The sequence below is a fragment of the Campylobacter concisus genome, from assembly GCF_050447485.1.
GTDB classification, from domain to species: domain Bacteria; phylum Campylobacterota; class Campylobacteria; order Campylobacterales; family Campylobacteraceae; genus Campylobacter_A; species Campylobacter_A concisus_BQ.
In genome coordinates, this window is record NZ_JALMFY010000001.1 from 1,799,365 (window position 1) to 1,822,523 (window position 23,159).

22 protein-coding genes and 1 tRNA gene are annotated in these 23,159 nt (G+C 39.5%); 13 read left to right on the forward strand and 10 right to left on the reverse strand.

Going from position 1 to position 23,159, the window contains the following annotated elements; translation table 11 throughout:
- Positions 1-18: 18 nt before the first annotated feature.
- Positions 19-1,167 carry a Cj0814 family flagellar-dependent secreted protein gene (locus MTT29_RS09115; RefSeq protein ID WP_429800407.1) on the forward strand — a complete coding sequence of 383 codons (1,149 nt, stop codon included), beginning with the start codon at positions 19-21 and terminating at the stop codon, positions 1,165-1,167.
- On the opposite strand, the gene recO is transcribed toward MTT29_RS09115, so the two are convergent.
- The 7 genes from recO to bamA form a co-directional block, all read right to left on the reverse strand.
- Positions 1,164-1,778: a recombination protein RecO gene (recO, locus tag MTT29_RS09120; RefSeq protein WP_107929658.1), complete on the reverse strand. Its 615-nt coding sequence runs from the start codon at positions 1,776-1,778 to the stop codon at positions 1,164-1,166. The two genes, MTT29_RS09115 and recO, sit on opposite strands and share 4 nt — an antisense overlap.
- Entirely contained in the window at positions 1,779-2,702 is a 924-nt protein-coding gene (locus tag MTT29_RS09125) for a tRNA dihydrouridine synthase (protein WP_429800408.1), read from the reverse strand. It abuts the gene before it with no gap.
- Positions 2,699-3,697, reverse strand: a complete 999-nt coding sequence (locus tag MTT29_RS09130) for a LapA family protein (RefSeq protein ID WP_429800409.1) — start codon at positions 3,695-3,697, stop codon at positions 2,699-2,701. The genes MTT29_RS09125 and MTT29_RS09130 overlap by 4 nt, the downstream gene beginning before the upstream one ends.
- Positions 3,698-3,706: 9 nt before the next feature.
- Positions 3,707-4,063 carry an RNA polymerase-binding protein DksA gene (gene dksA / locus MTT29_RS09135; protein ID WP_009294329.1) on the reverse strand — a complete coding sequence of 119 codons (357 nt, stop codon included), beginning with the start codon at positions 4,061-4,063 and terminating at the stop codon, positions 3,707-3,709.
- A gap of 11 nt (positions 4,064-4,074) precedes the next feature.
- Complete coding sequence (locus tag MTT29_RS09140) at positions 4,075-4,530, reverse strand: 23S rRNA (pseudouridine(1915)-N(3))-methyltransferase RlmH (RefSeq protein WP_009294328.1); 456 nt, start codon at positions 4,528-4,530, stop codon at positions 4,075-4,077.
- A gap of 2 nt (positions 4,531-4,532) precedes the next feature.
- Complete coding sequence (accD, locus tag MTT29_RS09145) at positions 4,533-5,450, reverse strand: acetyl-CoA carboxylase, carboxyltransferase subunit beta (RefSeq protein WP_429800410.1); 918 nt, start codon at positions 5,448-5,450, stop codon at positions 4,533-4,535.
- A 129-nt stretch (positions 5,451-5,579) separates the two neighbouring features.
- The gene (bamA, locus tag MTT29_RS09150; RefSeq protein ID WP_149715671.1) at positions 5,580-7,835 is read right to left on the reverse strand and encodes an outer membrane protein assembly factor BamA; all 2,256 of its coding nucleotides are present in this window, start codon (positions 7,833-7,835) and stop codon (positions 5,580-5,582) included.
- Positions 7,836-7,924: 89 nt separating this feature from the next.
- On the opposite strand from bamA, the gene MTT29_RS09155 reads away from it, so the two are divergent.
- From MTT29_RS09155 to ribD, 10 genes are all read left to right on the forward strand, one after another.
- Positions 7,925-8,755 (forward strand): prephenate dehydrogenase, encoded by an 831-nt coding sequence (locus tag MTT29_RS09155; RefSeq protein WP_429800411.1) that lies wholly within the window; start codon positions 7,925-7,927, stop codon positions 8,753-8,755.
- 62 nt (positions 8,756-8,817) lie between these two features.
- Entirely contained in the window at positions 8,818-10,188 is a 1,371-nt protein-coding gene (locus tag MTT29_RS09160; protein ID WP_148787212.1) for a M23 family metallopeptidase, read from the forward strand.
- A gap of 60 nt (positions 10,189-10,248) precedes the next feature.
- The gene (gene lpxC, locus MTT29_RS09165) at positions 10,249-11,133 is read left to right on the forward strand and encodes a UDP-3-O-acyl-N-acetylglucosamine deacetylase (RefSeq protein WP_429800412.1); all 885 of its coding nucleotides are present in this window, start codon (positions 10,249-10,251) and stop codon (positions 11,131-11,133) included.
- An 80-nt stretch (positions 11,134-11,213) separates the two neighbouring features.
- Positions 11,214-11,576 carry a glycoprotease gene (locus MTT29_RS09170; RefSeq protein WP_429800472.1) on the forward strand — a complete coding sequence of 121 codons (363 nt, stop codon included), beginning with the start codon at positions 11,214-11,216 and terminating at the stop codon, positions 11,574-11,576.
- Between the two features lie 8 nt (positions 11,577-11,584).
- Complete coding sequence (gene thrB, locus MTT29_RS09175) at positions 11,585-12,469, forward strand: homoserine kinase (RefSeq protein WP_429800413.1); 885 nt, start codon at positions 11,585-11,587, stop codon at positions 12,467-12,469.
- Positions 12,470-12,731: 262 nt separating this feature from the next.
- A complete protein-coding gene (gene infB / locus MTT29_RS09180) occupies positions 12,732-15,389 on the forward strand; it encodes a translation initiation factor IF-2 (protein ID WP_429800414.1) in 2,658 nt (885 codons plus the stop codon).
- On the forward strand, positions 15,386-15,751 hold the full coding sequence (gene rbfA / locus MTT29_RS09185) for a 30S ribosome-binding factor RbfA (RefSeq protein WP_004317240.1): 366 nt from the start codon (positions 15,386-15,388) through the stop codon (positions 15,749-15,751). The genes infB and rbfA overlap by 4 nt, the downstream gene beginning before the upstream one ends.
- Positions 15,744-16,160, forward strand: coding sequence for a ribosome maturation factor RimP (gene rimP, locus MTT29_RS09190; RefSeq protein ID WP_103636474.1), 417 nt, complete (start codon positions 15,744-15,746; stop codon positions 16,158-16,160). Before rbfA ends, rimP begins: the two co-directional genes overlap by 8 nt.
- 1 nt (position 16,161) lies before the next feature.
- Positions 16,162-17,811: a formate--tetrahydrofolate ligase gene (locus MTT29_RS09195; protein ID WP_429800415.1), complete on the forward strand. Its 1,650-nt coding sequence runs from the start codon at positions 16,162-16,164 to the stop codon at positions 17,809-17,811.
- A 53-nt stretch (positions 17,812-17,864) separates the two neighbouring features.
- Positions 17,865-18,926, forward strand: a complete 1,062-nt coding sequence (gene ribD / locus MTT29_RS09200) for a bifunctional diaminohydroxyphosphoribosylaminopyrimidine deaminase/5-amino-6-(5-phosphoribosylamino)uracil reductase RibD (RefSeq protein WP_429800416.1) — start codon at positions 17,865-17,867, stop codon at positions 18,924-18,926.
- Here ribD and MTT29_RS09205 read toward each other — a convergent pair.
- From MTT29_RS09205 to MTT29_RS09215, 3 genes are all read right to left on the reverse strand, one after another.
- Positions 18,923-19,786, reverse strand: coding sequence for a VIT1/CCC1 transporter family protein (locus MTT29_RS09205; protein WP_429800417.1), 864 nt, complete (start codon positions 19,784-19,786; stop codon positions 18,923-18,925). The genes ribD and MTT29_RS09205 overlap by 4 nt on opposite strands.
- A gap of 58 nt (positions 19,787-19,844) precedes the next feature.
- Positions 19,845-19,929 (reverse strand) — tRNA-Leu (locus tag MTT29_RS09210).
- Between the two features lie 46 nt (positions 19,930-19,975).
- A complete protein-coding gene (locus MTT29_RS09215) occupies positions 19,976-20,278 on the reverse strand; it encodes a F0F1 ATP synthase subunit C (protein WP_004317263.1) in 303 nt (100 codons plus the stop codon).
- Between the two features lie 206 nt (positions 20,279-20,484).
- On the opposite strand from MTT29_RS09215, the gene MTT29_RS09220 reads away from it, so the two are divergent.
- Both MTT29_RS09220 and MTT29_RS09225 read left to right on the forward strand, forming a co-directional pair.
- Positions 20,485-21,828: a sodium-dependent transporter gene (locus MTT29_RS09220; protein WP_429800418.1), complete on the forward strand. Its 1,344-nt coding sequence runs from the start codon at positions 20,485-20,487 to the stop codon at positions 21,826-21,828.
- A complete protein-coding gene (locus MTT29_RS09225; protein WP_429800419.1) occupies positions 21,828-23,159 on the forward strand; it encodes a sodium-dependent transporter in 1,332 nt (443 codons plus the stop codon). The genes MTT29_RS09220 and MTT29_RS09225 overlap by 1 nt, the downstream gene beginning before the upstream one ends.

Here is a 23,159-nt window from a genome sequence, read left to right on the forward strand (position 1 = left end):
AAATTCAAGGAGTAAGCTATGAAAGTCTCTTATAACTCCATCTTAACAAAACAGCATTACCAAAAACAGACAAAAAACGAAGGCTTTGCAAATTTCTTGCCTAACACTCCAAATATAAATTCGATCAGCCAAACCACTATTCCTAAAAATGACTTTGTTTCATCTAGCAGTATCGACTCTCTTTATCAGGCTAAATTTACTTCACAAGAGGGTTATGGATATAGTGTAGATGCTAAAGGATTTATGGGGGCTGATTTTAACAAGGCTGCAGGCTTACCACAGGACTTTAAAATCCACAAAAGCACACTTGATGCGATAGTGCTGCACAATCAAAAGCACCCAAACTTTACAAATATTTTAATGGATACAAGAAAGGATAATGCGCTATTTGGAGAGGATAGCTTTGCAAATATCGATCTAGCAGACACTATAAAACAATACTATAAAATTTTTGATCAAATTTCAGCTGGAGTTATTAGTAAGGGTAAAGAATTTTACTCAAATGAAGATCTGGCAAAGATGCCAAAGGGCTACTTTTCAAAAGATAAAAAAATAGAGCATTACGAATACCTAATGGGTAGGATGTCGAGCGATGAGCTAGATGGACTAACCGATAGAAGCAATGAAAAGATAACTCATATCTTTAGAACAACTCAAGACGTAGAAAATGCACGCAAGCTAATAAATGATCTAAGTGATATAAATGTAGAAGTCAATGGAAATTTCCTTGACTTCTCTCCAGAAGTGATGACAACTGAGCATACTATCCCTTATATGTGGGTTAGCAGTGCTGGATATGACTTCAAGCCTGATATGTCCGTATATGATAACGAACAAGGCTATACAAAGGAGCAAATCTTTGTCGCATTTTTAAAAAACGAGCAAGGTCTTGCACTGCAAGGTGGCACAACAAGGATAACTGACGAGGCTCTTAGTGTGTATAAAAGTTCATTAATACTTACAAAACAAGATAGAAGTGAGATAGGCATACCAAAGGCTTATTATGATGAGATACTATCTGGCAAGAAAGATTTAAAAGATATACTAGCTAGGATTTTAAAGCTTAGAAATTTAGAGCTTAAAAAAGATCAAACGCTTGAGGGGCTAGCAAGTAAGATAATGGATGTTTTAAAAGAATTTGATGAGAGGACAAAGGTAAAAGCCTAAAGTCCGTCAAGTAAAATCTTATAAAGGCGGTTTATCTCATCGTCATTTAGCTCGATCGTGCTTTTTGTATCAAACAAATTTTTGATCTTGCTAGCGTCAAATTCGCTCCTATCAAGGCAGTGCCTGTGAGAGGGCAAAAAGCCACGAGTTAAGCAAAGCTCGCTCTCTATCTCCTCGTCGCAGATAAAGCACTCAAGCTCGCTGTGAAGCCTACCTTCAAACTCTAAAATTTTGACGTAGCTTTCGATGATGAGGCGTTTTGGATTTTGCAGCTGCATCTGTTTGGCGCAGCGATCAAGCTCGTTAAAGTAAATTTCATCGAGTTGCTCGACCTCTTTTAGATGATCATAAAGTAGGCGCATGAACTGCTGCCAAATGATGAGCTTGTCGCGCTCTAGCAGCCACTTAAAGCCAAGATGAAGTATGCTTCTAAGCTTTGGTAGAAATTTCGCCTCTTGCTCTAGCTCAAAGTCGATCTTATAGCCAGTCATGATGTTTGAGTGCCGTGCGCCAAAAAATCTATACGACTTTACGAGCAAATTTGGCGTTAGTACAAAGACTAAAAGGTCCTCGTCTCTGACTTTTTGCACGCGCAGAATGTAGCCTTGCATCTAGGCAAAAAACTCCTTTATGCGCTCTCTCATCACGTGAGCATCTTTGATGAAATTTACATCGTTTCTAAAGGTTGTTGCGCTGTCGATACCCTTGCTGTATTGGTGCAGATGCTTTCTAAATATGCAAAGTCCGTGCTCGCCGTAGTGCTCGATCATCGCATCAAAGTGAGCTAGGATGATCTCTTGTTTTAGCGCCTTATCCACGCTAGTTTTGGTCTTTATCTCGTGAAATATCCAAGGGTTGCCGATGCTTGCTCTGCCGATCATTAGGGCGTCACATTTTGTGAGATTTAAAATTTCATCTGCATTTTGCGCGTTTATGTCGCCATTTGCAACGACTGGGATTTTCACGCTCGCCTTTACTCTAGCGATCGCTTCGTAATCAACCTTCGCCGTATATCCACCGGCTCTGGTGCGACCATGCACTGCGATGTAGTCTGCGCCGGCTTCTTCGCAGGCCTTTGCGATTTTCTCTTCATTTTTGTCGTTAAAGCCAAGTCTAAATTTAATGCTTAGGCTCTCTTTGTTTGAGACGCTTTTTATGGCTTCGATTATGCTTTGAAGTTTGTCAAGATCGTTTAACAAAGCCGATCCCGCGCCTTGTCTAACGACCTTTGGTACAGGGCAGCCACAGTTTAGATCGAGCCCATAAATCCCATCAAATTTATTGATTATCAACACGGCTTTTTTTAAATTTTCTATGTCGCTACCAGCTATTTGGACGACGTAGGGCTCTTCGTTTGGGGACTTTTTAAGCATTTCAAGGGTTTTGTCACTGCTCTCATAGACCAGAGCATTTGCGCTGATCATCTCGCTAACAGTGACGTCGCAGCCAAATTTCTTGACGACGCTTCGTAACGGCAGGTCAGAAAAACCAGCAAGTGGCGCTAAGAAAAGTGGCTTTTTACTAAAGTCTATCATTTAAAAAATAGCGAGCTAGGCACCATTTTGCCATTATCTCGCAAAAATAGTAAAACCTTTATCTCTTTAAACTCATCAGGGTCGCTGCCCTCGATAGCTTCTCTTACTTTATCAAGCATCTGAAGCTCAAATAGCGCATATACGTAGGCTTCATCAGCGTCAGCATGGATGCTTTTTAGCTTCTCAAAGATGCCGATAAATGCGTCTGGTTTTAGTTTATTTTTAAGCATTATAGCTGCTTTGTCGTATTGTGCTTTTGTTACTTTTGCATTATTTAGAAGACCAAAAATTTCATCGCTACTTAGGTCGATCTCATCATTTACAAAACGCGTGATAATGGTCATTATATCTTCGCTTGCTAGCTCTGGATCGATTTTTTTGATCTCATTAAATGAAGCTGTTTTTATGAGCTTATCGAAGGCTGCCTTTTTAAGGCTATCGTTTTGCTCTTGATTTTTAAGCACATCAAGATAGTAAGTAGGCATCTGCTCGATCTTGTTTAGCTCGTTTAGGATGTTTAGCTTGCTATCTTTTGCTAGTCTAAATTTCTTTAGATCGACGATCTCTTTGTTTTTTATGCTTTTTATGGTTTGCAAGATGTTGTTTATCTCGCCGTCATCAACGCCAACGTCTTTAAGCTCGCCTACTGGTGAGATAGAGCGAGTGAGCTGTGAGGCGATCTTGTAAGTGTCAGTTTTAAAGTCTTTGTTGCTCTCAAAGCCAAGAAGCGTCTCTTTTGCAAGGTCTTTGTAGAGCTGACTATCTTTTTTTATCCATTTTTTATATCTATAAAAGGCGTATCCGTGATATGCGATGTGAAGTAGGGCAAGGAGCGCCAAAAGAGCTACTGGAAGTGCCACCCAGACAGCTACTGGCAAGGTTATGGCTTGACCTAAGAGCTCAAAGGTGAAGTCTGAACTATTAAGAGAATAGGTAAGTCCTGCAACAACTGCTGTGTAGATGATGCAGTAGACGAGAAATTTTCTGGTTTTCATATTTTCTCCTTAGTTTTTTGCTGTTTTTTCTATTATCTCACGACAAGCTATGCAGTATTTTGCATGCGGTTTTACTTTTAGGCGAGGGATGCCGATCTCCTCTTCGCACATGTCACAAATTCCATAAGTCTTGTTTGCTATCTTTTCAAGCGCCTCGTCGATCTCGTGAAGCTCGGCTCGTTGCTGGGTTGAGATAGACTGCTCTATAAGCTGGTCGGTATTTACTGAAGCGATGTCAAATTCATCGCTTACGCCACTATCTCTTAAACCGCTTACTTCAACTGATGAGTCATAAATATTTTTTTTGATTTGTAATTTTCGCTCTTCAAGTAGCTTTTTGAAAAAATTTAGCTCGTTTTGAGTCATTTTATATTCCTTTATTTGTGATATGGGTGGTTTGCATTTATGCAAAGCCCTCTAAAAATTTGCTCAAAAAGTACGAGCTTGGCGACTTTGTGCGCCATAGTCATCTTGCTTAAGCTTACGACTTTTTGTGCCTTGTTTTTTAAATTTTGGCTAAGCCCATAAGCTCCACCTATGAAAAAATTGATCTGTGAATTTGAGTTTAAAATTTGAGCAAATTCTTGGCTGTCAAGCTGTGAGCCATTTTCATCAAGCATCACACAAAAGCCTTTTAAATTTGGCTCGTAAATTTCATCATAAGCTCTTAGCGCATCGCTTCTGCCACTGCTTTGAGCCTTTGCTATCTTTTCATTAAATATTATTTTGTCGTTTATCTTGGCAAATTTTGCACTCATTTTTATATATTCTTGTATCTCGTTTTCAAAGTTGTCACGCGATGATTTTTGAATGCTAAAAACCGAAATTTCCAAACTTATCCTTTGGTTTTTAGCTTTAGCTCAAAGCCAGCTTCGCTAGGAGTAGTCACTTCGCTTTTAGAGATCATAGCTTTGTTATTTGTAAGAAATTTAACCATATCACTTATATATTTTTTGTGCTCGCTTCTTGGCACGATATCATCTATAAGACCATGTTCAAGCAAAAATTCAGCCCTTTGAAAGCCCTCTGGAAGATCGGCGCCTATGGTTTGTTTGATGACCCTTTGCCCTGCAAAGCCTATTAGCGCGCCAGGTTCAGCGATTATTAGATCTCCAAGCCATGCAAATGATGCACTAACGCCGCCCATCGTAGGATCTGTAAGGATAGAAATATATGGTAATCTTGCTTCATCAAGAAGTTTTAGGGCTGCTGAAGTCTTTGACATCTGCATTAAAGAAAATGTGCTCTCTTGCATTCTAGCGCCACCAGATGCACTTACGATGATCAAGGCTTGGCGTTTTTCGATCGCGCGTTTTATCGCTCTTACGATCTTTTCGCCCTCAACTGAAGCTAGTGAGCCGCCCATAAAGCCAAAGTCAAAAACAACTAGCTGAATTTCTTGTCCTTCGCATTTGCCTTCGCCGCATATCACTGAGCTTGTGTGTCCTGTTTTTTCTTTATTTTCTGTGATTCTTTTTTTGTATGATTTTTTATCGACAAAATTTAAAGGATCAACTGGCTTTAAATTTGCGTCAAATTCTACAAAGCTACCTTCATCGCAGATCAAATTTATGCGATCATCAGCTTTTAATCTCATGTGGTAGCCGCATTTTGGGCATACATTAAAACAAGCTTCAACTTCTTTGTAATACATCAGTGAGTGGCAGTTGTCGCATTTTACCCAGTGTGTAGGTGCTTCTTCTGGACGAGGTTGAGCTTTTCTTATCTTTGAAAAAATGTCTGAGAAATTCATCTTTTTACCCACTTATATTAAAAATTGTGGGATTATATCTAATGTTAGCCTTGCTTTTTCTTATATGACTTAAAGTTTGTTTGTTTGCGGGGGATTTAAGGGGCTAGCTTGCCCCTTAAAAGTATTTTATTAGAAGCGTCTTCCGATAGTAAATTCAAATGTATTTGTATCATCGCCCTCTTTAGGTTTAAGAGCTTTTGCGAAGATTAGTTGAAGTGGTCCGATAGGTGTTATCCACTCGATACCTGTACCAACTGATGATCTTTTTATCTCGTTTAGGCTATTTTCACCGATCATGCCATAGTCATAAAATACAACACCACGCATTTTAACACGCTCTATGATAGGGAAGCTCATCTCAACTGAGTTGTTAAATGATGTTTCGCCGCCGTATTCATAGTAGTCGCCATTATATTTTACTTTTGGAGATACGGTTCTGCTCTCGTAGCCACGCAAGCTTCTTATACCACCAAGGTAAAGTCTTTCGTTGATAGGAGTATAACCTCTTTCCCAAATTTTGCCAAAGCTTGCTTTATATCTTAGGATAAGATCGTAGTCGATGTACTCTCTAAGGCCTAGATAGTAGTTGAAATTTGTGCGGTTTTTAACAAAATCCATATCACCACCAAGTCCTGCTATCTCAAATGACGTACTGGCTATGATACCGCGCCTTGGTAAGTAGTAGTCATCAGTGCTGTTATATGTTAAAGCTGGAGTTATAGCGCTTTTTATAGCCTTGCCTTCTCTATAAATTTCTTTACCTGTGTATCTATTAATATCTCTTAGTTCATCATCTTTTAGAGTAACTTTACTTTGCTCAATATTATAAGTAAGTGATGCACTTAAATTTCTAGTTAATTTTCTACCAAGTGTTGTGCTAAAGCCGTAGCTTCTCTCTTTATATGTTCTCCAGTCATAGTCGTTTGCATAGAGTGTTCCGCCAAGGCTATACTCTGAGTCAAAAATTCTTGGATTTGTAAGACTTATCTGACCAGAAAGCTCTCTATCGCTCTTATCAACGCTTACTTGTCCTTGAAGACCAGAGCCAAAGATATTTGTGTCAGAAAGTGCAGCATTAAGTAGCAAGCCATCGCTACTTCCGTATCCGATACCGCCGCTTATTGAGCCAGTTGATGCCTCTTTTACTTTTACTTTTAGATCGACTGTGTTTTTATCAACTGGATCTTCTTCTATCTCGACATCGTCAAAGTAGCTTGTTCTTTTTAATGCATCTTTTGAGTCTTGAAGGTCGGTTCTACTATATAAATTTCCCTCAGTTAGATATAGCTCACGTCTTACGACACGATCAACTGTTCTGTCGTTTCCTGAAATTTGAACATTTCTTATATATACTTTTTCGCCAGGATCTACTTCGTAGTCGATATCAACTGTTTTATTTTCATCAAATTTATCAGTCTTTGGATAGACTTTGACAAATGCATAGCCCTTGTCAGCGACCATATCGTCAAGCTTTTTCATATCTTGGCGAAGTCTTGCCGAGTTCATCGTATCGCCAGCTTCAAGTCTAAAGTCATCTATGATCTTTTTAGTATCAAGTCCTAGCTCTTCAGGTGCTGTGATGCTTACATTTGAAACCTTATAAGGCTCGCCCTCGTGGATGTAATATGTAAGATCAGCTGTGTAGTTATCAAATGACGCATTTAGGTAAGGTGACGAAACTGTCGCGTCTAGATAACCTTTTTGAAAATATTTATCTTGAATCCTTGCTGGGTCGTTTTCAAGCTCGAAAAGTTTAACTTTACCGTCGTTTCTGCCCCAAAGCCAGCCCATAAATTCTCTACTTTTGTTTGCAACTACTGGCTCGATATCATCATAGTCAAATTCTTTTGCCCCGACTAAATTTACCTTTTTGATTATCATATTTTCGCCGCGGTTGATGTTTAGAGTGATGAAAAGCGAGCTGTCGTTGTCTGCAACTGGCTGTTTTTCTACGTCGACAACTGTGTCAAAGTAGCCCTTTGACTCGTAGTACTGGCGAATTCTCTCTTTTGTTTTTTCGATAGTTAGATCATCATACATATTGCCAGGTTTGATGTTGATTAGCGATTCGATCGCAGTTTTGTCATTTGTCACAACACCCTTTAGATCGACTCTAGCGACACTTGGCTTCTCTTTTACTTTTACTAAAAGGTTGCCACTACCTGTATCTTCTATGTAGATATCATCAAAATAATTTTGCTTGTATAAATTTGTGATGGCCTTATCGCTAAGCTTTGGAGTTAGCTCTTGACCGACTTTTAGCCCCATTATCTGAGTGGCTACATCAGGTGAAAGGTGGATTAGACCTTTGAAATTTATTGACTGAATCGTTTGCGCATTTAGACCGCTTAAGGCTAGTGCTAGTAAAAATAATTTCTTTTTCATTAAATTTAACCTAGAGTTTTAGTATAAGTGCGTATAATATCATATTTTATTTTTAAAAAATTTAAATTTTATAATTTTAAAGGTTTTTTATGAAAATAGGTATCATCGGACTTGGTCTTATGGGTGGCTCGCTTGGTCTTGCACTAAAAGATGAGAAGCTGATCTCTTGTGTCAGCGGATATGACAAAGATGAAAATCACAGCAAAAAAGCACTCGATCTTGGTCTGGTGCATGAAATTTTAAGCATTGATGAGATGAAAAAGAAGTGTGACATCATCTTTTTGGCTGTTCCAGTTGAGGCTATCGTAAGCATCGTGCAAAATTTAACTGACATTAGTGAAGATACGACGATCATCGACTTTGGCTCTACAAAGCAAAAGATAATAGAAGCCGTGCCAGAGAAAATTCGTAAAAATTTCATCCCAGCTCACCCGATGGCAGGTACTGAGTACTCTGGTCCAGAAGCTGCCTTTAAGTCACTTTACACAGGCGCAACTGTCATAGTTTGCGACTTTGCTGAGAGTGCAGAAAAACATGTAAAAAGAAGCGTTGAGCTATTTTCTTGCCTTGGTATGAAGATCATTTTCATGAGTGCAAAAGAGCATGATCATCACGTGGGTCTCATCTCACATTTGCCTCACGCTATTGCATTTTCGCTTGCTAGCGGGATCTTAAAAGAAGAGGATAAAAGGCATATCGTAGCACTTGGTGGACCGACATTTAAGGGTATGATACGTGTTGCAAAGAGTTCGCCATTTATGTGGAGCGATATCTTTAAGCAAAATAAAAACAATGTCATTGCAGCGATAAATATGTTTGAAAAAGAGCTAAATTTATGCAAAGACCTCATAAAAGACGAGCGCTGGGATGAGCTTTTTGACTGGATGAGCGAAGCTAGAGCTGTAAGAGAAATTTTGTAATTAACTAAAAATTTATTGATTTATATGTAGAATTTCGCAAATAAAATTTAAGGTAATAATATATGTATAAACGTGGAATAGACGGTTTTGGCATTGTTGTAGTTTTACTTGTTTTGATATTGGCTGGTGGCTTTGGTTATGCTTTGATGTCGAAAGACTTTGAGCGAAACGAGCCAATCATCGGCGTTGCTGATAAGGTTTATTGGAACCTTCGCTCGCCTATGAATATCAAATTTAAAGATGACAGCGGCATAAAATTTGTGCGCATTAGCATAAATGACGGCAAAAATGACCTAAATTTACTAAATCAAATCATACAAAATCCAAGCACTGAGCTTGATGTAAATTTGACCTTCCCAAAGACTGGATTTTTTGCTCAAAAAGACACTTATGAGATGAGTATAGAAGCGGTCGATACTAGCAAATGGGGCTTTTTTACTGGCAATAAAGCAAGCAAAAAAGTTGAAGTCGTACTTGATACATCAAAGCCTGATCTTTACGTGCTTTCACAGTCTTACTCTATCTCAAAAGGCGGTAGTGCAGTTGTCGTCTTTAGAGCGACTGATAATCAGCTAAAAGAGGTCTATGTCCAGACAAATTTTGGTAAGAAATTTAAGGCCGTGCCATTTTACAAAGAGGGTTTTTATGCAGCACTTGTTGCTTGGCCAGTGCAAGTTGAAAACTTTAGCGCAGAGGTCATCGCAAGAGACTTTGCGGGCAATGAGAGCAAATCTCACGTGAGATATTTTTATGAAAATGTAAAATACAAAACTTCAACCATTGCTTTAAATGATAGATTTTTAGACGGAAAGATCGTTGATCTAACAGATCAATACGCCAAAGATCCAAATGCTCTTTCAAGGCTTGATAAGATGAAATTTGTCAATGAAACACTAAGAAATTCAAACGAAGAGAAGATAACAGCGCTTACTTCAAACGTCGATACTGACATCACAAATGGCTTTAATATCATCCCATTTTACCCGCTTAGAAATGGTAAGAAAGTAGCTGATTTTGCCGACCACCGTTTCTATACATATAATAATGAGCAAGTAAGTGAATCATGGCACATGGGTATAGATTTTGCAAGCGTGGCATCAGCTCCGATAATAGCTAGCAATGCAGGTCGCGTTGTGCTAGCATCTGAGAATGGAATTTATGGTTTAAACATTGTGATCGATCATGGATTTGGACTTTACTCACTTTACGGACACTGCTCAAGTGCGAAGGTAAAAGAGGGCGACATGGTTGCTGCTGGCGATCAAATAGGCACAACTGGAACGAGCGGTCTTGCGCTTGGAGATCACCTTCACTTTGGAATTTTGGTCCAAGGCGAAGAGGTAAGACCTCAACAATGGATGGATAAAAAGTGGATAAAAGACAATGTGACAAGTGTCTTAGATGCCGCAAAGGCGATGATAGATAAGAATTAAATTTGCAAATTTGATTTTTTAGTGCTATCATAAGCGAACAAAAAAATATAAGGAAAATTTTTGAAACAAACTACTATCGCAAGACGCGTTGAGACCGTTGGTATAGGGCTTCATAAGGGTGAGCCGATAAGACTTATACTAGAACCTCTTGATGCAAATTCAGGTATTATTTTGCACCGCGAAGATCTTGGTATTAGTTTTAAAGCTGAGCCTAAAAACGTTATAAATACACAAATGGCAACCGTCGTTGGCAACGAAAAGGGCTTTATCAGCACGATAGAGCACCTAATGGCAGCTGTAAATGGATACGGCATTGATAATATTAGAATTTCAGTTGATGCAAACGAAATTCCTGTCATGGACGGCAGTGCGATAAGCTTTTGTATGTTGCTTGATGAAGCTGGTATAAGACATCTTGACGCTGGTAAAAAAGTCATCCTTGTCCGCCGCGAGGTCGAGGTGGTTGAGGGGTCAAAATTTGTGCGAACTTCGCCTTCAAGAAATCCAAAATTTGACTATACGATCAAATTTGACCACCCAGTTATCGGCGAACAAAGATATGTTTTTGAATTTAGCAAGAGTTCATTTGTAAAAAATATAGCTCGTGCTAGAACTTTTGGCTTTTTAAAAGATTTGCAACGCTTGCAAGCTCAAAATTTAGCCCTTGGTGCGTCACTTGATAACGCTGTGGCTATCGATGATACACATATTTTAAATCCAGAGGGTTTGAGATTTGAAAATGAGTTTGTACGACATAAAATTTTAGATGCAGTTGGCGATTTGAGCTTGCTTGGAGCACCTTTACTTGGGGATTACGCAGCATTTGCTGGCAGCCACGATCTTAATCACAAACTAACGATTGCCTTAATGGCAGATGAGAAAAATTATGAGATCGCAACGCTTAGTGGCGAGCTTTTAAAAGAGTATCAAAAGGTATTTGCATAAAAAATATTGAAATTTTAGTAGTCTCTTTATCGACTCCACTTTTAGTTGGAGTCTATAAAGATGGCGTAAAATTTGATGAGATCGCAACTGACGAGCATGTCAGCAAAGCTCTAATAAAAATCCTAGAAAATTTATCCTCTAAATTTAATATCACAAAGATCATATACGCAAACACGCCAGGCAGCTTCATGGGGCTAAAGGTGGCCTATGTCATCTTGAAAACTTTTTCTTTGGCAAAGGGCTGCGAGTTTTACGCAGTTAGTGGCTTTAGTCTAAATGGCGGCCAAGCGATCAGGGCAAATAAAAATTTAAGTTTTGTTCTAAAAAATGGTGAAATTTCACTTGAAAAAGTTGAGCCTGTGAGATTTGTGTTGCCTTTAAATTTAGATGAATTAAAACTAAATTCAGATACACTTCCAGATTATATCATCCAAGCTGTTTAGGAGAAAATTTGAATATCTTAATCCCTGCTACGAGTGCAAATTTAGGACCTGGTTTTGACGCTTTGGGGCTTAGTTTAAAGTTTTTTAATAGCGTAAAGATCGAACCATCTAAATTTAGCTCGGTCTCGATAAATGGCGAGGGAAGCGATAGTGTAAATTTAAAAAGAAACAACATTTTTCTAAGTATTTTTAATGAAATTTTTTTAGAGCTAACTGGAAAAAATGAAAATTTTAGAGTAGTTTTTGAAAACAATATCCCATTTTCAAGAGGACTTGGCAGTAGCTCTGCAGTGATCGTTGGAGCTATAGCTTCAGCTTACGAGATGGCTGGGTTTAAGGCCAGCAAAAGCGTCGTTTTAAATAAAGCGATCATCTATGAAACCCACCCGGACAATATCTCGCCAGCAGTTCACGGTGGATTTATCAGTGCTATCGTAAAAAATGGCAATGTTTATGCAAATAAAATAAATTTAAGCGATGATATAAAAGCGGTTATTGTTATCCCAAATAAGCCGATGAGTACGGCATCATCAAGACAAATTTTGCCAAAAAACTACACCATGAAAGAGTGCGTAAATAACCTCTCTCACGCTGCATTTTTGACATCTTGTTTTTATGAAAAAAGATATGATCTTTTAAGGGTAGCAAGTGAGGATATGATGCACGAAGAGCGCAGAATGAGCGCTTTAAAAGAGCTTTTTGAGGTGCGAAAGGTAGCTTATGAAAATGGAGCGCTAATGAGCACACTTTCAGGCTCAGGCTCAAGTTTTTTAAACATCGCTTATAAAGACGACGCTAAAAATTTACAAGATGCTTTAAAGAGTAAATTTGGTGATTTTAGAGTGGAAATTTTTTCATTTGATAACGATGGATACGAAATCACGCAAAGCTAGAAACAAGTTTAAAAAGGTATAATGAATAAAAATAATCCAGTAAGGACATGCGTCGCTTGCAAAGTCAAATTTTCTCAAAACTTGCTAAAAAGATACCGCTTGGTAGGCAAGAATTTGGAGTGCGGCAAAGGAAATGGTCGCAGTTTCTATCTGTGTGATGGCTGTTTGCAAAAAGACGACAAAATTTTAAAAAAAATAATTGATAAACAAACTAAAGGTGCCCTCGGACTTGACGCACCGAAGTTAAAGGAGATACTCTTAAATGAGCAATGTTAGGATTTCAGAGATCGCAAATGAGCTTGGCTACCCAAGTAAAGAGATAGTCGAAAAAGCTCAAGAACTAGGCCTAAAGGTCAAAACTCACTCAAATGCTGTGAGCCTTGAAGAGGCTGAAGCAATATATGAATACGTTCAAACTGGCGTAATACCAGATAAATTTAAAAAGAAAAAGAGCGAGCCAAAAGCAAAAAAAGAGCCTAAAAAAGAGGCAGAAAAAGAGCCGGCTAAAAAAGAAGAAAAGCCTAAATCTGAGCCTAAAAAGGCAGCTGCTAAGGCTGAGCCAAAGCCTGAAAAGGCGAAGACTGAGCCTAAAAAAGAGTTGCAAATTTCAGAGGTAAAACCTAAAGCCGAGCCTAAAAAAGAAGAGCCTGTAAAGGTCGAGCAAAAGCCAGCAGAAGCACCAAAACCAAAAGAGAGCTTGGCTGATGTGACCCAAAAAAGACGCGGCCTTGTGATAGTTAAAAAGAAAAAAGATTACGAGGCGCCAGCTCCTGTAAAAGAGGAGAAAAAGGCCGAGGCGGCTGTTACTAACATTAGCGATTTTAAGAGTATGTTCTCTGCTAGCGATGAAAATTTGGCTAGAAAAAAGAAAAAAGAGAAAAAAGTAACGGTTGTAAGCAAAAAGGATAGCGCTGAGAAGATGGACTTGCTTGGTGGAAGCGACTTTGGTGACATCGTGCTTGAAGATGAAGATGTGGTGGTGTTGCCTGATTTTAGCTTCAAAACCCCAGCTCCAGCTCCGATGCAAAGGACAAAACAGCCAAATGCGATGAAAACAACCGTCAATAACACGATAAATTCGTTTGGCGAGGGCGGCATACAAAGAAGAGCTAGAAAAAAACATAAAAAGCCTGAAAATAAACAAAATAGCGAAGTTGTAACTTCGATAAATATCCCAAAAGAAATTCGCGTTTATGAATTTGCTGAGAAGCTAAACAAGCAGCCTAGCGAGGTCATAGGTAAGCTATTTATGCTTGGCATGATGACAACTAAAAACGACTTTTTGGATGAAGATGCGATAGAAATTTTGGCTGATGAGTTTAATGTCGAGGTAAATATCATCGACGATCAAAAAGAATTTGACTACGTAGCAGCCTATGAAGAGGAGATAAAAGACGATGAAAATCTCCAACCAAGAGCGCCAGTTATAACCATCATGGGTCACGTCGACCACGGTAAAACTTCACTACTTGACTACATAAGAAAGTCTCGCGTAGCAGCAGGCGAGGCTGGTGGTATCACGCAGCACGTGGGCGCTTATATGGTAAATAAAAATGGTAGAAACATCACATTTATCGACACTCCAGGTCACGAGGCATTTACAGCTATGCGTGCAAGGGGCGCTGGTGTAACTGATATAGTTATCATCGTTGTTGCAGCAGATGACGGCGTAAAACCACAGACAAAAGAGGCAGTTAGCCACGCAAAAGCTGCAGGCGTGCCAATAATCATCGCAATAAACAAAATGGATAAAGAGTCAGCAAATCCTGATCTAGTAAAAACTGGTCTTGCTGAGCTTGATATCATGCCAACAGAGTGGGGTGGCAAGTATGAATTTGTGCCGATCTCTGCAAAAACAGGCATGGGCATAGATGATCTACTTGAGATCGTGCTTTTACAAGCTGATCTTTTGGAGCTAAAGGCAAATCCAAAGGCAAACGCAAAAGCTACTGTCATCGAGAGCTCACTTCAAAAAGGCCGTGGTCCAGTGGCTACCATCATCGTTGAAAACGGTACGCTTCATGTCGGAGATACAGTCGTAGCCGGCGTTGCATACGGTAAAATAAGAAGCTTGCTTGATGATCAGGGTAGGCCATTAAAAGAGATAAAACCAGGCGAATGTGGCGTGATAGTAGGCCTTAGCGAGATAGCAGAGGCTGGCGAGACACTGATAGGCGTAAAAACTGATAAAGAAGCTCGTGAGTACGCACAGAAAAAGGCTGAATATATCCGCCAAAAAGAGCTTAGCAAGAGCACGAAAGTTAGTATCGATGAGCTTAGTGCTAAGATCGCTGAGGGCGAGCTAAAGACACTCCCAGTCATCATCAAAGCTGACGTTGGCGGCTCACTTGAAGCGTTAAAAGCGAGCCTAGAAAAACTAGCAAATGACGAGATCAGAGTAAATGTGATCCACTCAGGCGTTGGCGGCATCACGCAAAGCGACGTTGCGCTTGCAGGTGCAAGTAACGACTGTATTATCCTTGGCTTTAACATAAGGCCAACTGGCGAGATAAAAGAGAAGGCAAAAGAGAGCGGCGTCGAGATAAAAACTTACAATGTTATTTATAACTTAATAGACGACGTGAAGGCGATTTTGGGCGGACTAATGTCACCTATCATTAGAGAAGAGCAGCTTGGCCAAGCACAGGTTCGTCAAGTGATCCACGTGCCAAAAGTTGGCACTATCGCTGGATGTATCGTCACTGAGGGCACGATAAACAGAGGGGCAAAAATTCGCCTTATTAGAGAAGGTGTGGTCGTTTATGAGGGCTTAGTTAGCTCACTAAAACGCTTCAAAGATGACGTCAAAGAGGTTGCTAAAGGCTACGAGTGTGGCGTTGGTATCGAAAATTTCAACGACATTAGAGAAAATGACTACATCGAAAGTTTCAAAGAAGTCAAGGAGAAAGCTACTCTATGAACGCTAACGAAATAAAGCGTATGAGAACAGAGAGTGTGCTAAAAGAGCTCATACCAGAGGCTCTAGCCACTCTTGAAGATAGCATTTTAAAAGGACTTTGCGTCACTGACGTCGAGTGCAAAAAGGGCAGATACGACGCTTTTGTCTATCTTGACAAGATGATGTTTGATGAGCGCGAGCAAGAGTATATTTTGGGGCATTTAAAGCGCGTTTGTAGGCATTTGCAAAACCACTGCATGGCGGCTGAGGGCTGGTATAGATGTCCAAATTTTCACTTTAAATTTGACGATAGATTAGAGTATCAAAATCATATGGATAAGTTGTTTGATAAAATTTCAAAGGATTTAAACAAAAATGGATAATTTAGACAAACTAGTACGCGAATGCGGCGTAGAGCTTTATGACAGCGAGATCGCAAATGAAAATGGCAGGGCTATTTTTAGAGTCTACATCACAAAAAATGGCGGAGTGAGCCTTGATGACTGCGAAAAAGTGAGCCGTCTGCTCTCACCTATCTTTGACGTGACACCGCCAGTTAGCGGGGATTATAACCTTGAGGTTAGCTCGCCTGGCCTTGAGAGAAAGCTTAGCAAGCCTTCGCATTTTAAAGCGAGCGTTGGTGAGCTAGTTAAAGTTCAAACCGAGGCTGAGAAATTTGCAGGAAGGCTCGTAAAAGCTGACGAAGAGAGCGTTGCAGTAGAAAACGAAGAGGGAATTTTTGAGATCAACATCAGTGAGATAAAAAAAGCAAAAACATATTTGGAGTGGTAAAATGCTAAGCGACATCGAGATAACTCACCAAACGAAGTTAGAACACATCAGTAAAGTTGCCGCAAAACTAGGCTTAAACGAAGACGATCTTGAGCTTTACGGCAAATTTAAGGCTAAAATTTCTCCTAGACTTGAGCCATCAAACTCAAAGCTCATCTTAGTCACCGCGACTAATCCAACCCCATACGGCGAGGGCAAAACGACTATGTCAATAGGTCTTGCTGATGCACTAAATTTACTTAATAAAAAGGTTTGCTTGGCACTTCGCGAACCATCTCTTGGACCAGTTTTTGGCATAAAGGGTGGAGCAGCAGGTGGCGGCTACTCGCAGCTTGCGCCGATGGAGGATCTAAATTTACACTTTACTGGCGATTTTCATGCGATAACATCGGCAAATAACCTAATTTCTGCCATGATAGATAATAGCCTCTATCAAGAAAACCCACTAAAAATAGAGAAAATTTTATGGAAGCGCTGTATGGATATGAACGACCGCGCGCTAAGATTTGTCACCGTTGGTCAGGGCGGCAGGACTGATGGCGTGCCAAGAGAAGATGGCTTTAACATCACCGCTGCAAGCGAGATCATGGCTGTGCTTTGTCTAGCAACAAGCCTTTCTGATCTAAAAGAGCGCGTGGCAAACATCATGGTCGCCTATGATAGCGATAAAAAGCCTATCTACGTGCGTGATCTAGGCTGCGAGGACGCTGTTTGCATACTTTTAAAAGATGCGATCAAGCCAAATTTATTTCAAACACTTGAGCACACACCTACGCTCGTGCATGGTGGCCCATTTGCAAACATCGCACACGGCTGCAACTCCGTCATCGCAACAAAAACAGCTCTAAATTTAGCTGACTACGTCATCACTGAAGCTGGCTTTGGCTCGGAGCTTGGCGCGGAGAAATTTTTAGATATAAAGTGCAGGGTTGCTGAGATCAAACCAAGAGCTGTAGTGCTTGTAAGCACGATCAGATCGATAAAATATAACGGCGAAGCAAATAAAGACGAGATCACAAAACCAGATATGAACGCACTTAAAAAAGGTATCGAAAACCTTGGCGGACACATCGAAAATTTAAAAGTCAAATTTGGTCAAAATGTAGTTGTGGCGCTTAATAAATTTGGCTTTGACACTGATGAAGAGATAAATTTTGTAAAAGAGTACTGCCAAAAGCTTGGCGTAGAAGTGGCAGTTTGCGAGAATTTTGTAAAAGGTGGCAAAGGTGCGCTTGAGTTAGCTGAGCTAGTTTTAAAAGCGTGTGACAAGCCAAGCAAGATAAATTTCACCTACGAGATGAGCGATGATACAAAAACTAAGATAGAAAAGGTCGCTAAGGAAATTTATGGAGCTGGCGAGGTGGTTTTTGAAGAGGCTGCTCTTAAAAAGCTCGAGATGATAAAAGAGCTAAATTTGAGCCATTTGCCAGTTTGTATCGCAAAAACACAGTACTCATTTAGCGACGATGCGAAGCTTTTGGGCAGAGCAAAGGGCTTTACATTTAGTGTAAAAGACCTTGATATCAGAACGGGAGCCGGTTTTATCGTCGCTATTTGCGGCAAGATCATGCTAATGCCTGGACTTCCAAAAGTGCCAGCTGCGGTCAATATGAGGATAGACGCAGACGGCAAAATCGACGGCTTGTCGTAAATTTATGAAAACACACTGGCAAACGCTGGTGTGTTTAAATTTAAAGGGCATGGATGAACGACGAATTTTACATGGGTCTTGCTTTAAGTGAGGCTTGGAAATTTCAGATCCTGACCTATCCAAATCCAGCCGTTGGATGCCTTATCCTTGATGAAAGTGGGCAAATTTTATCTTGCAAGGCTCATGAAAAGGCTGGATATTTACACGCTGAACCGACAGCGATACTCTTTGCGCTTTGCAAAAAAAGTGAAAAATTTAAAGATGATTTTATAAAAGCATATAGTGCTAAATTTAGCTCTAAGATAAAAGATGGCGAATTTGGCCTTTTAGAGCCAAAATTTACCTACGAATTTATACTAAATAACCACTCAAATTTATTAAAAAATGCAAAAGCCTATGTCACCCTTGAGCCTTGCTCACATCACGGTAAAACGCCACCTTGTGCAAATTTGCTAAAAGAGCTTGGCTTTAGCGAGGTCATAATTGGCAGCCGTGATGAAAATAAAATAGCAAGTGGCGGCGGAAATTTACTTCAAAGTGCTGGTATGAGAGTTAAATTTGGTATTTTAAAAGAGCGCTGCGATAAGCTACTTGAGCCATTTTTGGCATATCAAAATGGTGGATTTAGCTTTTTAAAAATCGCCATTAGTAAAAACGGCGTGGCAAGTGGCGGCATCATCACAAATGAGCTTAGCCGCACGCATGTGCATAAACTTAGAAGCGTCATAGATGCATTGGTGATCGGTGGTAACACAGTGCGGACAGACCGACCAAAGCTTGATAGCAGGCTAGTAAGTGGCGGTAAAAATCCAGACATCATAATCTACTCAAGAAGTGATAAATTTGATGAAACAATACCGCTTTTTAGTGTGCCAGATCGCAAGGTGAGCGTACAAAAAGAGCTAAATTTAAAAGGCCTTAGCATGTTTGAAGGAGCTGGTGAGTTTTTAAAGCTCGCAAAAGAGGGCAAGCTAGCAAATGTAAAGTGGCTACTTATCTATCAAAGCTCAAATTTTAAAAATGGTGAAAATTTAAGGCTTGATTTAAATTTAAAACCACTTTTTAGTGGGAATTTTGGAGACGATAGTTACACTTGGTATGAAATTTTGGATTAAATATCTAGTCCAAAATAGTGTTTAACTAAAAAGCCGATGCCAAAAGATATGATCGCAACACCAAAAGTTATCACACACATCTCAATCACTCTTGGTAAAAATTTAAGCTCCTTTGCCACGCTTATGTAAAAGTTGTAAGTGATGATGGCAATTAAAGCAAAGAAAAACATCGACAAAACGGCGTAAAAATCGCTTGTAAAGATGAAAAATGGAAGTATCAAAAACGCTGTTGTTATGATATATGAGCCGCCCGTGTAGAGCGAGTAAGTAAGCGGTTTGATCTCGTCACTTGGATTTTCTTTTGACTCAAGATATGCTGAGCCAGCCATAGAAAGTGCAGCTGCTACTCCCATGATAAGGCCTGTTGCGCCAACTGATTTTGTATTCGAAAATGCAAGCGCGATGCCGCTAAGTGTGCCTGTTAGCTCAACTAAAGCATCATTCATGCCAAGCACGATGCCACCAGCATTTACGAGTTTTGTGTCTTTTAACATGGAGATTAGACTATTTTCATGGTTCATCTCCTCTTCATAAATATCACGAGCTTCAGGATATTCATCTACGATATCAAGATAAAATTTCTCCGCATTTTCTTCGCGTGACTCCATAAATTTTAGGGTAAAAGATGTGCCAAAAATTTTAACAAGTATCGTATAGAAAATGACTTTAAATAAATTTGCACTTCTGCTTTCACCAGTTATCTTTTGGCAAAAAGCATAATGACGTCTCTCTTCGGTGACTAATTTGCGAAGTATTTTTTTATTCTCATCGTCTTTTTCGCTAGCTTCTAGAAGTGAGTATATAGCGGCATCGTCTGCTTCATTTTGTAATTGTTTTAAGGCACGTTTTTTGTCTAACATAAAATTTTCCTTTTTATAGCTTAGAAATTTAAGATTTTGATTTAGAAAGAGAGAAAAATGGTGCGATCAGCGAGACTCGAACTCGCACACCTAGCGGCACTACCCCCTCAAGATAGCGTGTCTACCAATTCCACCATGATCGCAAAAAGAACAAAAGCCCCAAAAAGGGGCTAAATTTAAGCTTTACGCTTAGCCAAGCATTGGGTTTGCGTAAAGAACGATAAGTGTAATAACAAGTGCGTAGATAACTTGTGCTTCGATCATCGCAAGTGCGATAAACATTGTAGTCATAAGTTTGCTACCAACGCCAGGGTTTCTAGCTGTTCCGCTGATAGTTGCAGCAGCTGTGTTACCCATACCAATAGCACCGCCAAGAGCTGCAAGGCCAAGGCCGATACCGCCAGCGATAACTGAATATGATCTGATCATCTCGCCGTCAGCGCCAAATGCGAATGCAGCAAGACCAAGAATTAAAAAGACGATCTTTTTCATCGTTGCTCCTTTAAAATTTTAAAGCTCTTTCGGATCTGTCCCCTACTTAAACTTTATGAGCCGTAATATTACAAAAACAAAACTTTGTTTCAAATAAAAACACTAAAAATTTAAATTGCCTATAAAAAATTCTTGGCTTAGAAAAATGAAAGTTTTTTTATGCTATCTTTGAAAGAATTTAATTTATTCTTAATCTTAGGTTTTCAATGAACGAAAAATTTTCAAAGATAGGCTTTGTTCTTGCGATGGCTGGTTCTGCCGTGGGTCTTGGCAATGCCTGGAAATTTCCTACGATGGTGGGAAATAATGGCGGTTCGGCATTTATAATTTTATACTTGCTTCTTACATTTGCTATCGCATTTGTGGCATTTTTAGCGGAGCTTAGCATTGGCAAACTTGGCGAAAGCGACATCGTAAGCTCTCTTTACAAGCTTGCTCCAAAGCATAAAAAAGCATGGTCGCTCTCTGGCTTTTTCATGATCGGCGCGATCCTCATAGCTTCATTTTATATGGTGGTCATTGGCTGGATATTAAAGTATATCTATCTTAGTTTTTCGCCGCTTTTAGCAGACTCAAAAGCGGCAGGCGAGCAGTTTAACACACTTTTATCAAATGATTTAAGCAGTGCTGTGCTTTGTTTTAGCTTAGTTTTTTTAATGGTATTTTTTGCCGTTTCAAAAGGCGTAAAAAGTGGCATAGAAAAGCTAAATATATGGATGATGCCAAGCCTTTTTGTCTTGCTAGTTTGCATGCTTTTTTACGCACTTAGCATGGGAGATGGTTTTGTTAAGGCGGCTAAATTTTTATTTGTACCAAATTTTAGTGCGATCACGCCAGATGTTATCTTGCAGGCTCTAGGCCTTGCGTTTTTCTCGCTATCTATGGGCGTTGGCGTCATACCAACATACGCTGCAAATTTACCTGAGAAGACAAATTTAATAAAATCAACGCTCTCTATCATCTTTATAAACATCTTAATAGGCATTATGATGGGCCTTGTCGTTTTTACCTTTATATTTGCTTATGGAGCCGATAGCACGGCAAGTGGCCCGGGACTTATTTTTATCTCGCTTGTCACGCTTTTTGCAAAGCTTGGCATCGTTGGCAACGTTATGGCGGTCGCATTTTTCGTATCGCTTTTGTTTGCTGGTATCACGAGCGCGGTTTCGATGATCGAGCCTTTTGCTTATTATTTGGTTAGGAAATTTGAAATTTCAAGAAAGATGGCACTTCTTTACATCGGTGCCTTTGTCTATATCTTGGGCATCTTTTGCATACTTTCATATTATTCAGATACATCAAGTGCTTTTAGCGTTTGTGGCAAGCCATTTTTTGACGCGCTTGACTTCCTAACTTCAAATATCATGATGCCAATAGGCGCTATCGTATTTAGCTTTTTTGTTGGCTATAAGCTTAAAAAAGAGAGTTTGTATCTGCTCTTTGGTGATTTTATGGGAAGAGCATTTTTTGAAATTTGGTACTTTTTCTTAAGATATGTCGTGCCAGTTGCCATTTGTGCGATAATGATCTACCAGATGGCAGGTAAATAATGGCAGAGAGATTTAGTAAAATTGGCTTTATCCTTTCTATAATTGGAGCGGCTATCGGCCTTGGTAACGCATGGAAATTTCCATACATGGTCGGCAGTAACGGCGGTTCGGCATTTATTCTTATATATCTATTTTTTGCCTTTGCTGTTGGTCTTAGCATATTTTTTGCTGAGATGGCGATGGGTAAAATTTCACGCCTTGATACGGTTGGAGCGTTTAAATCTCTAGCTACAAAAGGGGCAAGCTCTTGGAAATTTGCCGGTATTATCATGGTGACTGGGCTATTTATCGCATCTTTTTACACGCTCATCATTGGCTGGGTTTTAAAATACGTCATTTTAAGTCTTAGCGAGCTACCTAAAGATATCGCAAGTTCAGAGACGCTTTTTGTAAATTTCACCTCAAATGGCATAGGTGAGCAAATTTTATACTTTAGTATCGCATTTTTTGCCTACTTTTTCATCCTTACAAAGGGTGTAAAAAGTGGCATAGAGCGCATAAATGTCTATCTCATACCAGCGCTTTTTATATTGCTTTTGCTTATGCTTGGCTACTCTTTTGGCATGGAGGGCTTTGATAAAGCGGCTAAATTTCTACTAGTGCCTGACTTTTCAAAGATAGATCAAGCAGCCGTTTTAAACGCTCTTGGACTTGCTTTTTTTACGATGTGCGTTGGCATTGGCTGCATACTTACTTACTCATCAAGTCTAAGTGATGATACAAATTTATTTACCTCTTCGCTCTACGTCGTCTTTGCAAATATCATAATAAGCGTCATCATCGGCCTTATCGTCTTTACATTTACATTTGAGTTTGGTTCAGAGCCATCAAAAGGCGCAGGGCTTGCTTTCATCTCGCTGCCAACGCTATTTGCTAAGCTTGGCTTGCTTGGAAATTTCTTGGCATTTACATTTTTTATATCACTATTTTTTGCTGGCATCACCTCGGTTATCTCGATGGTTGAACCGTTTATATTTTTCTTAAGCAAAAGCCTAAATTTTAGTAGAAACAAATCGATCCTAATCGTCGCTTGCGTGGTTTATATTTTAGGAATTTTATGCGCATTAAGTGGCACAAGCGAATTTAAAGATGCACTTACATTTTTTGGTAAGAGCTTTTTTGACCTGCTTGATTATCTCAGCTCAAACATCATGCTCCCACTTGGTGGCATCTTGTTTGCTATCTTTGTTGGATACTTTATAAAATTTGAGCTTTTAAAAGAGCTATTTGTGCCTTATATGGGCAAGGTTGTATTTAAAATTTGGTATTTTTTAATTAGATTTGTGGCTCCACTTTTAGTTCTGGTGGTGTTAATAAGGGAGATCTCATAA

What these genes read in the sequence shown, in the direction of transcription:
- MTT29_RS09115 (WP_429800407.1), top strand. Translation starts at nt 19, where the DNA reads ATGAAAGTCTCTTATAACTCCATCTTAACAAAACAGCATTACCAAAAA.
- recO (WP_107929658.1), bottom strand. Translation starts at nt 1,778, where the DNA reads ATGCAAGGCTACATTCTGCGCGTGCAAAAAGTCAGAGACGAGGACCTT.
- MTT29_RS09125 (WP_429800408.1), bottom strand. Translation starts at nt 2,702, where the DNA reads ATGATAGACTTTAGTAAAAAGCCACTTTTCTTAGCGCCACTTGCTGGT.
- MTT29_RS09130 (WP_429800409.1), bottom strand. Translation starts at nt 3,697, where the DNA reads ATGAAAACCAGAAAATTTCTCGTCTACTGCATCATCTACACAGCAGTT.
- dksA (WP_009294329.1), bottom strand. Translation starts at nt 4,063, where the DNA reads ATGACTCAAAACGAGCTAAATTTTTTCAAAAAGCTACTTGAAGAGCGA.
- accD (WP_429800410.1), bottom strand. Translation starts at nt 5,450, where the DNA reads ATGAATTTCTCAGACATTTTTTCAAAGATAAGAAAAGCTCAACCTCGT.
- bamA (WP_149715671.1), bottom strand. Translation starts at nt 7,835, where the DNA reads ATGAAAAAGAAATTATTTTTACTAGCACTAGCCTTAAGCGGTCTAAAT.
- MTT29_RS09155 (WP_429800411.1), top strand. Translation starts at nt 7,925, where the DNA reads ATGAAAATAGGTATCATCGGACTTGGTCTTATGGGTGGCTCGCTTGGT.
- MTT29_RS09160 (WP_148787212.1), top strand. Translation starts at nt 8,818, where the DNA reads ATGTATAAACGTGGAATAGACGGTTTTGGCATTGTTGTAGTTTTACTT.
- infB (WP_429800414.1), top strand. Translation starts at nt 12,732, where the DNA reads ATGAGCAATGTTAGGATTTCAGAGATCGCAAATGAGCTTGGCTACCCA.
- rbfA (WP_004317240.1), top strand. Translation starts at nt 15,386, where the DNA reads ATGAACGCTAACGAAATAAAGCGTATGAGAACAGAGAGTGTGCTAAAA.
- rimP (WP_103636474.1), top strand. Translation starts at nt 15,744, where the DNA reads ATGGATAATTTAGACAAACTAGTACGCGAATGCGGCGTAGAGCTTTAT.
- MTT29_RS09195 (WP_429800415.1), top strand. Translation starts at nt 16,162, where the DNA reads ATGCTAAGCGACATCGAGATAACTCACCAAACGAAGTTAGAACACATC.
- ribD (WP_429800416.1), top strand. Translation starts at nt 17,865, where the DNA reads ATGAACGACGAATTTTACATGGGTCTTGCTTTAAGTGAGGCTTGGAAA.
- MTT29_RS09205 (WP_429800417.1), bottom strand. Translation starts at nt 19,786, where the DNA reads ATGTTAGACAAAAAACGTGCCTTAAAACAATTACAAAATGAAGCAGAC.
- MTT29_RS09215 (WP_004317263.1), bottom strand. Translation starts at nt 20,278, where the DNA reads ATGAAAAAGATCGTCTTTTTAATTCTTGGTCTTGCTGCATTCGCATTT.
- MTT29_RS09220 (WP_429800418.1), top strand. Translation starts at nt 20,485, where the DNA reads ATGAACGAAAAATTTTCAAAGATAGGCTTTGTTCTTGCGATGGCTGGT.
- MTT29_RS09225 (WP_429800419.1), top strand. Translation starts at nt 21,828, where the DNA reads ATGGCAGAGAGATTTAGTAAAATTGGCTTTATCCTTTCTATAATTGGA.